Source organism: Amycolatopsis sp. A133, from assembly GCF_031082405.1.
In the GTDB taxonomy this organism is placed as follows: Bacteria; Actinomycetota; Actinomycetes; order Mycobacteriales; family Pseudonocardiaceae; genus Amycolatopsis.
In genome coordinates, this window is sequence record NZ_JAVHJU010000007.1 from 391632 (window position 1) to 406301 (window position 14670).

Sequence of the window (14670 nt, forward strand, 5' to 3'; positions counted from 1 at the left end):
GTGACTGCACGAAGCAGTGACTGCGTCGTGACCCGACCTTGGATGGACGTTGCCCGACCAGCGCGAACTCGCCACCGCCGCCGCTCTCGCCCTCCCCCGCTTCGTGGGTTCGACCGCGCTGTTCCACGCGGCGGTCGCCGAGCGGATGGCCGTCACCCCGACCGAGCTGCACTGCCTGCACCTGCTCCACGGCGGTGTCAGCGACTCCCCGACGGAGCTCGCCCGGCTGCTCGGGATGAGCACGGGCGCGTTCACCCGGCTGCTCGACCGGATGGAACGGCACCGCCTCGCCGAGCGCGCCCCCGATCCCGCGGACCGCCGCCGGCTCGTCGTCCGGCCGCTGCCCGACCGGATGGCCGAGCTCGCGGAGCTGTACGCGCCGATGGCCCGGTTCGTCGGCGAACGCCTCGCCCGCTTCGACCGCCGTCAGCTGACGGCGTTGCTGGAGTTCCTCACCGACGGCACCGCGGCGGCCGAACGGTCGACCGCCGGGCTGCCGGATGTGACCCAGGCCATAACGAGTTGACTAACTCTACAGTTGTTGCGTTAACCTGGTTCCACTATGAGGAACTGAACCGCGCCCGTCCCGCTTGAGGCGGCACCCGGTCGAGCCGACGCTCCCGCGTGCCACGACGCCCGGCAGGACATCCGCTTTCTTCCCCCAGGGTTCGGTGATCGCCCATGTCTTCCCCCTTTCCGTTGCAGGCCAAGAACGTCGTCTTCGGCTACGGCGCCCGCGTCGTCCTCGACGGCGTCTCGCTGACCGCGTCCGCCGGGCAGCGGCTCGGCCTGGTCGGCGAGAACGGCAGCGGCAAGTCCACGCTGCTGAGGCTGCTCGCCGGGCTGGAAGAACCGCGCTCCGGCGAGGTGCTGCGCGGCCCGGACGTCGGGTTTCTGCTGCAGGAACTGCCGTTCCCGATGGACGCCACGTTCGCCGGCGTGCTCGACGACGCGCTCGCCGAGATCCGGGCCGCCGCGGCCCGGCTCGACGAGCTGACCGCGGCCATGAGCGACCGGCCCGACGACGCGGGCGTGCTCGAGGAGTATGGCCGGGTGCTGGAATGGGCCCAGGCCCACGACCTCTGGGACGCCGACCGCCGCGCGAAGCTCGTCTGCGACGGGCTCGGCCTCGGCGGGGTCGAACCGGACCGGCGGCTCGGCACGCTCTCGGGCGGGCAGCGGTCGCGGCTGGGCCTGGCCGCGCTGCTGATCCGCCGTCCGGAGACGCTCCTGCTCGACGAGCCGACCAACCACCTCGACGACACCGCGATGGCGTTCCTCGAACGCCACCTCACCGAGCTGACCGGGATCGTGGTGCTGTCCTCGCACGACCGGGTGTTCCTCGACGCCGTCTGCACCGACATCGTCGACCTCGATCCGGCCGCCGCGGACCGGCAGGCCGGCGGCGCGGTGCGCTACGGCGGCAGCTACACCGATTACCTCGGGCACAAGAAGGCCGAACGAGCGCGGTGGGAGCAGCGCTACGCCGAGGAACAGGAGGAGCTGAAGGAGCTGCGGGAAACCGTCGAGGTCACCGCCCGCAACGTCGCCTACGGCCGCGGCCCGCGCGACAACGACAAGTTCATCCACGCGTTCAAGGGCGCCCGCGTCCAGAAGACGATCTCGCGGCGGGTGCGCGATGCCGAGCAGCGCCTGGAAAACCTCGAACGCGACCAGGTGCGCAAACCGCCGGCGCCGCTGCGGTTCCGGGCCGGGCTCACCGGCCGTGCCACCGGCGACGGACCGGCGATTTCGGTGCGGTCACTGGAAGTCCCGGGGCGGTTGTCGCTGCCGCGGCTGGACGTCGGCGGTTCGGCCCGGCTGCTCGTCACCGGCGGGAACGGCGCGGGGAAGTCGACGCTGCTCTCGGTGCTGGCCGGGCGGCTCGCGCCCGCGAACGGGACGGTCCACTTCGGACACGGCGTGCGCGTCGGGTTGCTGGAGCAGGACGTCGTGTTCGACGCACCGGAACGGACGGCGGCCTGGGCGTACCGGGACGCCCTCGGCGAGGACGCTCCCCCGCTGAGCCGGCTCGGCCTGCTGGCGTCACGGGATCTGCGGCAGCCGGTGGGTGCGCTGTCGGTCGGTCAGCGGCGGCGGCTGGCGCTGGCGATCCTGCTCGCCGAACCGCCGGACGTCCTCCTGCTCGACGAGCCGACGAACCACATCTCCTTGACCCTGGCGGAAGAACTGTTCGCGGCCTTGGAAACGGCACCGGGCGCGGTGGTCATCGCGTCCCACGACCGCTGGCTGCGCCGCGACTGGCCCGGCGACCACCTGCAACTGACCGACGGCCACTCCGCCCCCGCGTAGCTTGTTATCCACCTGCCAAGGACGGAGCTTTCACGTGAAAGCTCCGTCCTCGGTCGTCGGCGGCGGCACTTTCGTAGGGTTAGAGGGTGATGCCGAGGAGGGCGTCGACGGCGTCGCGGATCAGGGCCGGGGCGGCCGGGTCGGTGCCGTCGCGGCGGAGGGCCTCGTTCGCCCACGCGTCGATCGCCGCCAGGGCCTTCGGGGTGTCGAGGTCGTCGGACAGGTGGTCGCGCAGCCGCGTGACGGTGTCCTCGGCCGACGGGCCGGTGGCCAGCGAGACGGCTTCCCGCCAGCGGGCGAGCCGGGCTTCGGCGTCGGCCAGCAGCTGCGCCGTCCACGGCCGGTCTTCGCGGTAGTGGCCGGCGAACAGCGCGAGCCGGATCGCGCCCGGGTCGACCTGGTCGGCCCGCAGCCGCGAGACGAACACGAGGTTCCCGCGCGACTTCGACATCTTCTCGCCGTCGAGGCCGATCATCCCGGCGTGCACGTAGTGGCGGGCGAACGGGCCGTCCTTGGCCACGGCCTCGGCGTGCGCCGCGCTGTACTCGTGGTGCGGGAAGATCAGGTCCGAACCACCGCCCTGGAGGTCGAACCCGAGGCCCAGCCGGTTGACCGCGATCGCGCTGCACTCGATGTGCCAGCCCGGGCGGCCGGGGCCGAGCTCGGACTCCCACGACGGCTCGCCTTCGCGGGCCACGCGCCACAGCAGCGCGTCCAGCGGGTGGCGCTTGCCGGCGCGGTCGGGGTCGCCGCCGCGCTCGGCGAAGAACTTCGCCATGGTTTCGGCGTCGTAGTTCGACTCGTAGCCGAACCTGCCGGTCGCCGTGTGGTCGAAGTAGACGTCCGGGAACTCCGCGTCGTCGGCGCGGTACGCGGCCCCGTTGGCCAGCAGCTTCGCGATGACCTCGACGATCTCCGGGATGCTCTCCACGGCGCCGACGAACTGCTTCGGCGGGAGCACGCGCAGCGCGGTCATGTCCTCGCGGAACAGCGCCGTCTCGCGCATGCCCAGCACGACCCAGTCGTCCTGGTCGCGCGCGGCCCGCTCCAGCAGCGGCTCGTCGATGTCGGTGACGTTCTGCACGTAGTGGACGTCGTGCCCGTTGTCCCGCCAGATGCGGTTCACCAGGTCGAAGGCGAGGTACGTCGCGGCGTGCCCCAGATGCGTCGCGTCGTAGGGCGTGATGCCGCAGACGTACATCCGGGCGGTGGCGCCGGGCGCGGTCGGGCGGATCTGCCCGGTGGCCGTGTCGTGGAGCCGCAGCGGGCGGGGGGTGCCGGGGATGCGGGGCACGTCGACCGATGACCAAGTCTGCATACCCCGACTGTAAGGGCTGACGCGTCAGGTCTTCCCGAGCGGTGGGACGAGCCTCACGCGCGCGTAGGCTTCGATGGCCCGCGCCAGCCACGCCGGCAGCTCCGGGTCGGCCCCCGCGGCCAGTTCCCGCTGCCGGGGATCGGTGACGTAGAGCCCGCCCATCGCGGCGTAGGCCGGGGCGGTCGGCTGCCAGAAGTGGCTCACCGCTTCGTAGTGCTCGGCGACGGCGTCGAGCGCGGCGGGGTCTTCCGGCGCCGCACCGGAGCGCATCACGGCGGCCAGCCGCCGGAACAAGGCCGCGCTCCGGGCGGCGGCCTGCTCGTAGTCCGCGGCGGTGAGCCCCTCCTGGGCGGCCTGGGCGGTGTCGAACGCCACGGCGGCGCCCTCGCCGAACGTCTCGCGGTAGTTCTGCCGCATGGCGGCGCTGTCCTTGCGCAGCCCGGCGAAGAACCGGTCCGGGTCGCCGATCCGGGCGTGGTGCAGGTCGGCGATCGTCTCCTCGACGGTGGCGATGACCCGGTCGAGCCGGCGCCGCTCCTCCTCCAGCTGGGCCAGGTGCCCGCGCAGCGCGGCCGCCTCGTCGACCTGGTCGCCCAGCACGGCCCCGATCTCGGCCAGGCCGAGCCCGAGCCGCCGCAGCAGCAGGATGCGCTGCAGGCGCAGCAGTTCGAGCCGCCCATACCAGCGGTAACCGTTCGCGGCCACCGAAGCCGGCGTGAGCAGGCCGATCGCGTCGTAGTGGCGGAGCATCCGCGCCGACACGCCCGACGCCTTCGCGACCTGGCTGATCGAGTACCGCATCCGGCCAGCTTGGAGTTGACCTTCACACCATGTCAACTTCTACCGTGCAGCCGTGACCACCACCATCACCGGCGCCCGCGTCTTCGACGGCGAGCGCCGCACCGACCACACCGCCGTCCGGCTCGACGGCGGCCGCATCGCCGCGGTCGGCGCCGACACCCTGCTCCGGCCCGGCGACGAGCACGTCGACGCCCGCGGCGGCACCCTGCTGCCGGGCCTGATCGACGCCCACGTGCACCTGCTGCCCGGCGCGCCCCGGCAGGCAATCACCTTCGGCGTCACGACCGTGCTCGACATGTTCAGCAAGCCGGACACGGTCCGGGAGGCCCTGGCCCGCGGCGCCGGGCCGGACTGCGCCGACGTGCGGTCCTCCAGCGTCGGGGCGACGGCGCCGGGCGGGCACCCGAGCATGATGTACGCGCCCTTCCCGGTCGTGACCGGACCGCAGGACGCCGAGCGGTTCGTCGCCGGCCGCGTCGCCGAGGGCGCGGCGCACCTCAAGGTGCTCTACGACGACGGGACCGGCGGCCCGATGCCGATGCCGTCGCTCGACGTGCCGACGATCGCGGCGCTGACCGAGGCCGCGCACCGGGCGGGCCTGGTCGTCGCGGCACACGTGTCGACCGCGCGCGGAGCCGTGGACCTCCTGTCCACCGGCGTCGACGTGCTGGCCCACGTGCCGTTCGACGCGCTGACCGCGAGCCAGGTCGACGCCATCGCCGCCGCGGGGGTGGCGGTGGTCTCGACGCTGTCGGTGGCCGACGGCTTCCCGGGCGACGGCGGTCTGCTCGCCGAGCCCGCGCTCGCCGCCCGTCTGGGTCCCGCGTGGCGCGGGGTCCTCGAACGGCAGGGCCGGCGGTGGCTGCCACCGCAGCTGCCGGACTTCGCGGCCGCGCGGGCCAACGCCCGGCTGCTGCACCAGGCCGGCGTGCCGCTGCCGGCCGGGACGGACGCCCCCAACCCCGGCACCGTCCACGGCGCGAGCCTGCACCGGGAGCTGGGGCACCTGGTGGCCGCGGGACTCGCCCCGGCAGCGGCGCTGACCGCGGCGACGGCCCGCCCGGCGGACGTGTTCGGGCTGGCCGACCGCGGCCGGATCCGCCCCGGGCTGCGCGCGGACCTGGTCCTGGTCGACGGGCGCCCGGACGAGGACATCACCGCGACGCAGCGGCTCACCGCGGTCTGGAAGCAGGGCGTCCGCGCGGATCCGGGCGGTTACGTCGGCTCGGCCGACGAGCAAGCGGGCCTGGCCGCTCTGCGGGCGCAGACCGAGAAGGTGATCGCCGCCGTCCGCGACCGGTTCGGGGTGCAGCTGTGAGCGGCGCTCACGCAGCCGAAGCTGCGTGAGCGCCTGCCCGGATCACCGCCGGGTGCGCAGGTAGTCCCCCACCACCGCCGCGCCCAGGCCGTCGAGGTCCGGGGCGATCACGCGGCCGCCCGATCTCCGCGCGATGAGGTCCACGAAGGACGTCAGCCGCGGGTCGTCGCCCAGGCGGAACACCGAGATCGACGCGCCCAGCTTGGCCAGCCGGTCCACTTCGGACAGTGTCTTGTGGAGGGTCCGGGGCAACGGCGGGTAGTCGAAGACCGCCTCGCCGTCGGGCTCCAGGTGAGCCGTCGGCTCCCCGTCGGTGACCATCAGGACCACCGGCTGGGCGTCCGGGTGCCGCCGCAAGTGCTGCCCGGCGAGCAGCAGCCCGTGGTGGGCGTTGGTGCCCTGCTCCCACGCGCCCTCCAGGCCGACCAGCTCCGGCAGCTCCACCGACTGCGCGTAGCGGCCGAACGTGATCAGCTGCAGCGCGTCGTTGCGGAAGCGGGTGCTGATCAGCTGGTGCAGCGCGAGCGCGGTGCGCTTCATCGGCAGCCAGCGCCCTTCCTGCACCATCGACCACGACGTGTCGACCAGCAGCGCCACCGCCGCGCGGGAGCGGTGCTCGGTCTCGACCACTTCGACGTCCTCGACGTCGAGGCGGACCTGGCGCTCGCCCACCGACACCGACCGCAGCACCGCGTTGCGGATGGTCCGCGGCACGTCCCAGGGCTGCATGTCCCCGAACCGCCACGGCCGCGACGCGCCGGTGGGCTCGCCGGCCGCGCCCGCCGACTCGGTTTCGCGCTCGCCGGTCTTGCCGCGCAGCGCGTTCACGATGTCCGACAGCGCCGTCTCGCCCAGGCGCCGCAACGCCTTGGGCGACAACCGGAGCGAGCCGTCGGCTGCGCGCTCGAACAGGCCCTGGCGACGCAGCTCGCGCTCCAGTTCGGCCAGCCGGCGGGCGTCGACGCCCGCGTCCTTGCCGAGCTGGGCTTCCAGGGCCTCCAGGTCGATGTCCTCCAGCCGCGCGCCGGGGTAGGACTGGCCCAGCTGCTCGGCCAGCGCGTCCAGTTCGGCGAGATCCTGCATGGCCTGGGCGCCTTCGCCCATGCCGAGCGGGTTGTTGCCGCGGAAGCGCGCCGAGCCGGTCCAGTCCTCGCCCGGGCGCGCCGCCCGGAGCTGACTGTCCAATTGGGACAGCTGCTGCGCCAGCCGCGGGTCGCCGAACGCCTGCTGGGTCAGCTCGGCGAGTTCCGCGCGCTGCTCGGCCGACATCGAGTTGAGCATGCGCTGCGCGGCCGCCGACCGCTCGGCCAGCGCGTCGATCAGCTCCTCGACGTTCCGCGGGTTCTCGGGGAAGAACTCGCCGTGCTTGCCCATGAAGTCTTCGAAGCGCTGCTGGATGTCCTCGGCGCCGCGGGCGTGTGCCGCGAGGAGGTCGTTGAGGTCGGAGAGCATCTCGTTGATCCGCTCGACGTCCTCGGGTCCGGCGTTCTGCAGCGCCTGCTTCATGCCCTGGAACCGGGACTCCATCAGTTCCCGGCCGAGCAGGTCCCGGATCTGCTGGTAGTTCTCCCGGCCCTGCTCGGAGCGCCAGTCGTAGTTCGCGAGCTCGTTGACGGCCGCGGCCGTGCCCGGCGGCAACGCGTCGAGCTGGGCCTCCCGGAACCGGGCGTCGTCGTCCGGGTCCGGGAACAGCGTCCGCCGTTCGGCGTCGAGGGCCTCCTGCAGCAGGCGCTGGACCTCCTGGAGGGTGCCGTCGAGGTTGTTGCGCCGCTGGATCTGCGATCGGCGCTGCCAGAGCCGGCGGGTGAGCTCGTCGAGGCCCGCGGTGCGGTTCGTGCCGCGCCGCAGCATTTCCTCCAGCGCGGACCGCGGTGACGCCCCGGCCATGACGTCCCGGCCGATCTCGTCGAGCGCGTCGCGCAGGTCGGCCGGCGGCGCGAGCGGGTCCGGCCCGTCGTGCCACGGGCCGTAGGAGTAGCCGTCGGGGAGCGGGACCGCGGTCATCGGCCGTAGACGGTCGTCGCGTCGTCGGAGTCCTTGGCGAGCCTTCGCGACAGGAACAGCGATTCGAGGGCGAGTTCGACGGCGGCCGCGATCCGACCGGCGGGCTCGTCGGCGGCGACGCCGGCCCGCTGGGCGACCTCGTGCAGCACCGGCAGCTCCGGCAGGGCTTCGAGGACGTCCTTGCCCGGCACGCGCTCGCCGGTGGCGACCAGGTGGCCGTTCGCGACCGCGTCGGCCAGCGGCCGCAGGTCGAGCCCGGCGAACCGGTCGCGCGCGGTCTCGGCGACGGCCAGGCGCAGCAGGTGCACGAGGTGCTCGATCTCGCGGCCCTCTTCACCGGGTTCGAACTCGATCTTGCCGCGCAGCACCGACGGCACGGCGTCGAGGTCGACCGGGCGCGCCACCGCGGGCTCCTCCCCCGTCAGCGCCGAGCGCCGCAGGGCCGCGGCCGCGACGGTCTCCGCCGCGGCGACGGCGAACCGCGCCGAGACGCCGGAGCGCTGGTCGACGACCGTGGACTCGCGGAGGTTCCGGACGAACCGGGCGAGCACCTCCAGCAGCGGCTCGCCGACTTCGGCGACGAGGTTCGCCTCCTGCCGCACGACCGCGACCTCCGACTCGACGTCGAGGGGGTAGTGGGTGCGGATCTCGGCGCCGAAGCGGTCCTTCAGCGGGGTGATGATCCGGCCGCGGTTCGTGTAGTCCTCGGGGTTCGCGGTCGCCACGAGCAGGACGTCCAAGGGCAGCCGCAGGGTGTAGCCGCGGACCTGGATGTCGCGCTCCTCCATCACGTTGAGCAGCGCGACCTGGATGCGCTCGGCGAGGTCGGGCAGCTCGTTGATGGCGACGATGCCGCGGTGGGCGCGCGGGACGAGGCCGAAGTGGATCGTCTCCGGGTCGCCGAGGCTGCGGCCTTCGGCCACCTTCACCGGGTCGACGTCGCCGATCAGGTCGCCGACCGAGGTGTCCGGCGTGGCGAGCTTTTCGGTGTAGCGCTCGGAGCGGTGGCGCCAGGCGACCGGCAGGTCGTCGCCGAGCTCGCCGGCGCGCCGGATCGACGCGGGCGTGATCGGCTGCAGCGGGTGTTCGCCCAGCTCGGAGCCTTCGATGACGGGCGTCCACTCGTCGAGCAGGCCGGCGAGGGTGCGCAGCAGGCGGGTCTTGCCCTGGCCGCGTTCCCCGAGCAGGACGACGTCGTGGCCGGCCAGCAGCGCGCGTTCGAGCTGCGGCAGCACGGTGCGGGAGAACCCGACGATGCCGGGCCAGGCGTCTTCGCCGTTCTTGAGGGCGGTCAGCAGGTTGTCGTGGATCTCTCGGGCGATCGGGCGCGGCTCGTACCCGGCCGCGCGCAGGGCCCCGGCGGTGCGGGGAAGAGCGTCTGGAACAGCGTTCACCTCCTCGACGCTACTGCCGGAACGGCGGTCCGTCGACGTGGAGCGGCTCCAGCGTGGGCGCGCACCCGGCTCAGGAGGGCGAGCCGGTAAAATAGGGTGTCGTGTGCCGTCCCAGTGCGACTTTCGCCGTGTGGTCGAGCGCGTGGCTCAACGGGGCCGCCGCGTCCGACGATGTCCTCGATGCCCTGCTCGCGTGGGGTGAAGCCCACGACGTCGTGGCCGCCGACGCGGCCGCGGCCGACGCTTTCGCGCTCCCGCTGGCGTTCAACCGGGCGGCCACCCCGGTGCAGCTGCTGATGGCCCTGCGTTCGCAAGGAGCGAAATCCCTCCAGCTGGTCCTCCCCGTCCCGGGCGACGTCCGCGGCCTCGGCGGCGGCGGCCCGTTCACCGAAGCGGCGTTGCGTTCGGGCGACGCGCTGGTGCTCCCCGACCTCGGGTTCGGCGTGGTGCCGGAGCCGATCGCCGAAGGGCTGGTGCGCTGGACGGTCTACTCGCTGTCCTCGCCGACGACCCCGGAGTTCGTCCCGCTCGGCGAGGCCGAGCACGGCCTGACGGACGCGATCCGCGCCAGCGCCGGAGCGTTGCAGACGCTCGACGTGGCCTCCGACCGGCCGGGCGTGCGCGCGGAGCTGTCGGCCCACCTGCGTTCCCGCCCGGACGTCGACTGGCCGGCCGGCACCCCGGGACGCGCGTTGCGGGTGCTGCAACGGGCCGACGAGATCGCGGCGATCCTGGTGGTGGCCTCGACGGACGACCCGGGCGGAGCGCTTTCGGCGTCGGCATCGACGTTGCGGGCCCAGGCGTTGCGCCCCCTGTCGGACGCGGTCCGGACGGCTCGCTGCGCGGCGGTCAACGAAGCCGTGCGGGTGTTCGCGGAGCAGACGGCCCGCGAAGGCTGACGCTTCCAGCGCACCCAATGTGGCGTTCGGTGCGTTGAACGCACCCAACGCCACATTGGGGCGCTGGGGGCAGTGGGGCCGGGCGGTACCGTGACGCCATGGGCGAGGACACCTGGGCCGCGGTGGCCGGCGATTTCGCCGACGGTGCCTACGCGTCCGTGAAGGGGCGTGTGCGCACCCTTGTGATGCACCGCCAGTTGCTGGAACACCTGCCGGCCCCGCCCGCCTCGGTGCTCGACGTCGGCGGCGGTGCGGGCCACCAGTCGTTCCCCCTGGCCCGTGCGGGCTACGACGTCACCCTGCTCGACTCGTCGGCGGCGATGCTCGGCAAGGCCCGGCAGCGGCTCGGGCAGCTCCCGGAAGCCGTCCGGCAGCGGGTGACCCTCGTGAAAGCCGACGGCGCCGACGCCGACGAGGCGGTCGGCGGCCGTCGCTTCGACGCCGTCCTGTGCCACGGTGTGCTCGGGTACCTGGAGCGGCCGGACCCCGTCCTCGACCAGGTGTGCCGGTGTGCCGCTCCCGGCGGCCTCGTCTCGGTGATGACGGGCAACGCCGAAGCCGCGGCCGTGCGCCCGGCGATGGAAGGACGCTGGGAGGACGCCTTGGAAGCGTTCGACGCCCGCAGCGAAGTCGGGGTGCTGGGCCTGCCGACGCACGCCGGCACCGTCGCGGAACTCGGCGAGTCCCTCCGCCGCCGCGGGGTGGCACCCGTCGAGTGGTACGGCGTCTGGCTGTTCGTCGACTGGCTCGACCTCAGCGGTGCCGGACCGGGCCTCGCCGAAACCGAGCGTGTGGCGGCCGTCGAGTTCGAAGCCGGCCGGCGGGATCCCTACCGCCGGCTCAGCCGCGTCTTCCACTTCGTGGGGCGCAGAACCTAACGGCCTGGCCGCTTCGCCGGCTCGCAGCAACCCACCGCGCAAGGCGCCCCGTTGACCGTGCAGCCCGCCACCGGGAAGGACGACAGCTTCCGCGGCTCGACGCCGTGCGTGTGCTCGCGGATCAGCTCCACCACCAGCTCCGCGAACCGCGGGTCCGATCCCGCCGTCGACGCACGGGCGAACGCCATTCCGTGCTCCGCCGCGCGCTCGGCCGCCTCGTTGTCCAGGTCCCAGATCACCTCGAGGTGGTCCGACACGAACCCGATCGGCGACACGACCACGCCCGGCACACCCGACTCGTGCAACGCGTCGATGTGGTCGACGATGTCCGGCTCCAGCCACGGCACCTGCGGCGGCCCGGACCGTGACTGCCACACCACGTCGTAGGATTCGATGCCCGCCTCGGCCGCGACCAGGCGCGCCGCCTCCGCGATCTGGCGGGAGTAGCGGCGGCCGCCTTCCGCGGGCGGGCCCGCTGCGCGGTCCGCGCCGTCCGGCACCGAATGGGCCGTGAACACCGTGCGGATCCCCGGCTCGTTCCCCAGCGACGCGTGGGCCGCGCGCACGCCGTCGGCGACCGCCGAGACGAACAGCGGGTGGTCGAAGAACTGGCGGATCTTCACCAGTTCGGGGGCACCGTCGCCGACCGCCGTGCGGGCGCGCTCGATGTCCTCGTCGTACTGGCGGCACGCCGAGTAGCCGCCGTACGCGCTCGTGGGGAACACCAGCACGCGCTTGGCGCCGTCGGCCGTCAGCGAAGCCAAGGTGTCCTCGACCATCGGGTGCCAGTTGCGGTTGCCGAAGTGCACCGGCAGGTCCATGCCGGCCGCCGACAGCTGCTTCTCCACCGCGGCCATCGCGTCGCGGTTCAGCTTGTTGATCGGCGAAACCCCGCCGAAGTGCCGGTAGTGCTCGGCGACCTCCAGGAGCCGCTCGCGCGGCACCCCGCGGCCCCTGGTGACGTTCTCGAGGAACGGCATGACGTCGTCGGGCCCTTCCGGGCCGCCGAACGAAAGCCACAGCAACGCGTCGTATCCCACCCCCGTCATCTTGCCGATGTGGCGGCCCGCACGCTGATCCGGGCCGGTTATGAATCGCACAGTCCAAAACTCTGGTACGGTGGTTTCATGGCCAGGCCACGGGAATTCGACGAGACCGCCGCCGTCGAGAAGGCGATGCACGCGTTCTGGGAACACGGCTACGAAGCGACGACGACGCAGGACCTGTGCGAAGCGACCGGACTCGGCCGCAGCAGCGTCTACAACACCTTCACCAGCAAGCGAGCCCTCTTCCGGCGTTCGCTGAGCCACTACACCAGCACCCAGCTGGACAAGCGGCAAGCGATCCTCGACGGCCCGGGCACCGCGGCCGAGCGGCTGGCCGCAGTGCTCGACAGTGCGGTCGAGGACGACCTCGAGGACCGCCGCCGCGGCTGCTTCGTGGTCAACACCCTCGCCGAACTCGGCGTGCCCGACGACGAGGTGGGCGCCGCGCTGCGGCACGACACCGACCGGAACCTGACCATGTTCGCCGCGTGCGTCCGCGAGGGCGTGCTCGACGGCAGCCTCCGCGACGGCCTGGACCCCGCCGAGGTGGCGGAGTTCCTGCTCGGCACCACCTCGGGCCTGCGTGTGATGGCCCGCCGGGGCACGAGCCGCGACAGCATGCACGCCGTCGCCGACATCGCGCTGTCGGCCATCGTCGCCCGCTGACCACCGCTCTCCCCCCGAGTCCGCTCGGCGCTGCCGCAGTTTTGAACTGACCGATACATAATCGGAGGAGAACCCATGCCCCTGGCCGTCTTCGTCCTCGGGCTCAGCGTGTTCGCGCTGGGCACGTCCGAGTTCATGATCACCGGCCTGCTCCCCGGCATGGCCTCCGACCTGCAGGTGAGCATTCCCGACGCCGGGCTGCTGATCTCGGCGTTCGCCATCGGCATGGTCGTCGGCGCGCCGCTGCTGGCGATCGGCACCCTCCGGCTCCCCCGCCGCCGGACGCTGCTGGCGTTGCTCGGCGTGTTCGCCGCGGCGCACGTCGTCGGCGCCCTCGCCGAAAGCTACGCCGTCCTCTTCGCCACGCGGGTGGTCGCGGCGTTCGCGTGCGCCGGGTTCTGGGCCGTCGCGCTGGCGACGACCATCGCGCTCGTGCCCGCCGAGCGGCGCGGCCGCGCGATGGCGGTCCTGGTCGGCGGCCTGACCGTGGCGAACATCGCCGGGGTGCCGGCGGGGACGTTCCTCGGCCAGCACGCCGGCTGGCGGACGGCGTTCTGGGCCGTGGCGGTGGCGACCGTGGTCGCGGTGGCGGGCGTGGCGCTGCTGGTCCCGGAGACGACTGGGGCCGCGGTGAGCGTCCGCGGCGAACTGCGGCTCTACCGCCGGGGCCGGGTCTGGCTCGCCCTCGGCGTGATCGCGTTGGCCCAGGCCATGATCTTCGCCGCGTTCAGCTACTTCGCCCCCCTGCTGACCGAGACCGACGGCCTCCCCGAAAGCTGGGTGCCCGGCGTACTGGCCCTGTTCGGCGTCGGCGCGCTGATCGGCATCACCGCGGGCGGCCGGCTCGCCGACCGGCGGCCGTTCGCGACGCTCTACGCCTGTCTCGGGCTCGCACTGGCGGCCCTGCTCGTGCTCGCTCTCACCACCGACACGCTGGTCGCCGTCGCGGCCGTGGCGGCCTTCGGCGTCGCGGGGTTCGGGGCCAACCCGGCGCTGAACGTGCGCGCCTACCACGTCGCCGGTGACGCGCCCACCCTCGTGGGCGCCAGCACGACCGCGGCCTTCAACGTCGGCAACACGATCGGGCCGTGGCTGGGTGGCGTCGCGATCGACGCCGGGCTCGGCTTCCCGAGCGTCGCCTGGACCGGGATCGCTCTCGGCGTGGCCACCCTGGCCGCGCTCACGGTCGCCGCCGCCGTCCAGCGCGGCGACGACCGTGAGCCGGTGGCCGTGTGAGGCTCAGACGCCGAGGAAGTGGACCCCGCCGTCGACCATGATCATCGAGCCGGTGGTGGCGGGGAGCCAGTCCGACAGCACCGCGCAGACGCTCTTCGCCACCGGGTCCGGGTCCGTGCTGTCCCACCCGAGCGGCGCGCGCTCGCCCCAGCCGTCCTCCAGGTCGACGAAGCCCGGGATGGACTTCGCCGCCATCGTCTTCATCGGGCCCGCGCTGACCAGGTTGACGCGGATGCCCTGCGGGCCCAGCTCCTTGGCCAGGTACCGGTTGACCGACTCGAGCCCGGCCTTCGCGACACCCATCCAGTTGTAGACCGGCCACGCGACGCGCGCGTCGAAGTCCATGCCGACGTACGACGCGCCCCGGCCCATCAGCGGCAGGCACGCCTTCGCCAGCGACATGTACGAGTACGTCGAAATCTCGATCGCGGTCTTGACGTCTTCGGCCGGCGCGTCGAGGAACGGCGCACCCAGGCAGGTCTGCGGGGCGAAGCCGATCGAGTGCAGCACGCCGTCCAAGCCGTCGACGTGCTCGCGGACCTTGTCGGCGAGGCCGTCGAGCTGCTCCTGGTTGGTGACGTCCAGCTCGATCACCGGCGCCGCTTCGGGCAGCCGCTTCGCGATGCGCTCGACCAGCGACATGCGGCCGAAGCCGGTCAGCACCACCTTCGCGCCCTCCTGCTGCGCGATCTTGGCCGCGTGGAAGGCGAGCGACGCGTCGGTGATGATGCCGGTGATCAGCAGGCGCTTGCCTTCGAGCAGTCCGGGCACGGGTCCTCCAAGTCTTGTTCGGGTGG

13 protein-coding genes are annotated in these 14670 nt (G+C 73.2%); 7 read left to right on the top strand and 6 right to left on the bottom strand.

Annotation, left to right across the window (positions count from 1 at the left end):
* Nucleotides 1-49: 49 nt before the first annotated feature.
* Nucleotides 50-526, top strand: a complete 477-nt coding sequence (locus Q5425_RS10065) for a MarR family transcriptional regulator (protein WP_308671849.1) — start codon at nucleotides 50-52, stop codon at nucleotides 524-526.
* A gap of 155 nt (nucleotides 527-681) precedes the next feature.
* Nucleotides 682-2313 (top strand): ABC-F family ATP-binding cassette domain-containing protein, encoded by a 1632-nt coding sequence (locus tag Q5425_RS10070; RefSeq protein ID WP_308671850.1) that lies wholly within the window; start codon nucleotides 682-684, stop codon nucleotides 2311-2313.
* Nucleotides 2314-2392: 79 nt separating this feature from the next.
* Here Q5425_RS10070 and mshC read toward each other — a convergent pair whose 3' ends face one another.
* The gene (mshC, locus tag Q5425_RS10075; RefSeq protein WP_308671851.1) at nucleotides 2393-3631 is read right to left on the bottom strand and encodes a cysteine--1-D-myo-inosityl 2-amino-2-deoxy-alpha-D-glucopyranoside ligase; all 1239 of its coding nucleotides are present in this window, start codon (nucleotides 3629-3631) and stop codon (nucleotides 2393-2395) included.
* A gap of 24 nt (nucleotides 3632-3655) precedes the next feature.
* Nucleotides 3656-4432, bottom strand: coding sequence for a MerR family transcriptional regulator (locus Q5425_RS10080; RefSeq protein ID WP_308671852.1), 777 nt, complete (start codon nucleotides 4430-4432; stop codon nucleotides 3656-3658).
* A gap of 52 nt (nucleotides 4433-4484) precedes the next feature.
* Between Q5425_RS10080 and Q5425_RS10085 the strand changes: the two genes are divergently transcribed.
* Nucleotides 4485-5750, top strand: coding sequence for an amidohydrolase family protein (locus Q5425_RS10085; protein WP_308671853.1), 1266 nt, complete (start codon nucleotides 4485-4487; stop codon nucleotides 5748-5750).
* Nucleotides 5751-5792: 42 nt separating this feature from the next.
* On the opposite strand, the gene Q5425_RS10090 is transcribed toward Q5425_RS10085, so the two are convergent.
* A complete protein-coding gene (locus Q5425_RS10090) occupies nucleotides 5793-7754 on the bottom strand; it encodes a VWA domain-containing protein (RefSeq protein ID WP_308671854.1) in 1962 nt (653 codons plus the stop codon).
* Nucleotides 7751-9148, bottom strand: a complete 1398-nt coding sequence (locus Q5425_RS10095) for an ATP-binding protein (RefSeq protein WP_308671855.1) — start codon at nucleotides 9146-9148, stop codon at nucleotides 7751-7753. The genes Q5425_RS10090 and Q5425_RS10095 overlap by 4 nt, the downstream gene beginning before the upstream one ends.
* Nucleotides 9149-9249: 101 nt before the next feature.
* Between Q5425_RS10095 and Q5425_RS10100 the strand changes: the two genes are divergently transcribed.
* Together Q5425_RS10100 and Q5425_RS10105 are read left to right on the top strand one after the other, a co-directional pair.
* Nucleotides 9250-10047 (top strand): hypothetical protein, encoded by a 798-nt coding sequence (locus Q5425_RS10100; protein WP_308671856.1) that lies wholly within the window; start codon nucleotides 9250-9252, stop codon nucleotides 10045-10047.
* Between the two features lie 98 nt (nucleotides 10048-10145).
* A complete protein-coding gene (locus Q5425_RS10105; RefSeq protein WP_308671857.1) occupies nucleotides 10146-10925 on the top strand; it encodes a methyltransferase in 780 nt (259 codons plus the stop codon).
* Here the strand turns inward: Q5425_RS10105 and Q5425_RS10110 are convergent.
* The gene (locus Q5425_RS10110) at nucleotides 10922-11965 is read right to left on the bottom strand and encodes a ferrochelatase (RefSeq protein ID WP_308671956.1); all 1044 of its coding nucleotides are present in this window, start codon (nucleotides 11963-11965) and stop codon (nucleotides 10922-10924) included. The genes Q5425_RS10105 and Q5425_RS10110 overlap by 4 nt on opposite strands.
* A gap of 87 nt (nucleotides 11966-12052) precedes the next feature.
* On the opposite strand from Q5425_RS10110, the gene Q5425_RS10115 reads away from it, so the two are divergent.
* A complete protein-coding gene (locus Q5425_RS10115) occupies nucleotides 12053-12637 on the top strand; it encodes a TetR/AcrR family transcriptional regulator (RefSeq protein ID WP_308671858.1) in 585 nt (194 codons plus the stop codon).
* A gap of 75 nt (nucleotides 12638-12712) precedes the next feature.
* Entirely contained in the window at nucleotides 12713-13873 is a 1161-nt protein-coding gene (locus Q5425_RS10120) for a Cmx/CmrA family chloramphenicol efflux MFS transporter (RefSeq protein ID WP_308671859.1), read from the top strand.
* 3 nt (nucleotides 13874-13876) lie between these two features.
* Here Q5425_RS10120 and fabI read toward each other — a convergent pair whose 3' ends face one another.
* Nucleotides 13877-14644, bottom strand: coding sequence for an enoyl-ACP reductase FabI (gene fabI, locus Q5425_RS10125; protein WP_308671860.1), 768 nt, complete (start codon nucleotides 14642-14644; stop codon nucleotides 13877-13879).
* Between the last annotated feature and the right edge of the window lie 26 nt (nucleotides 14645-14670).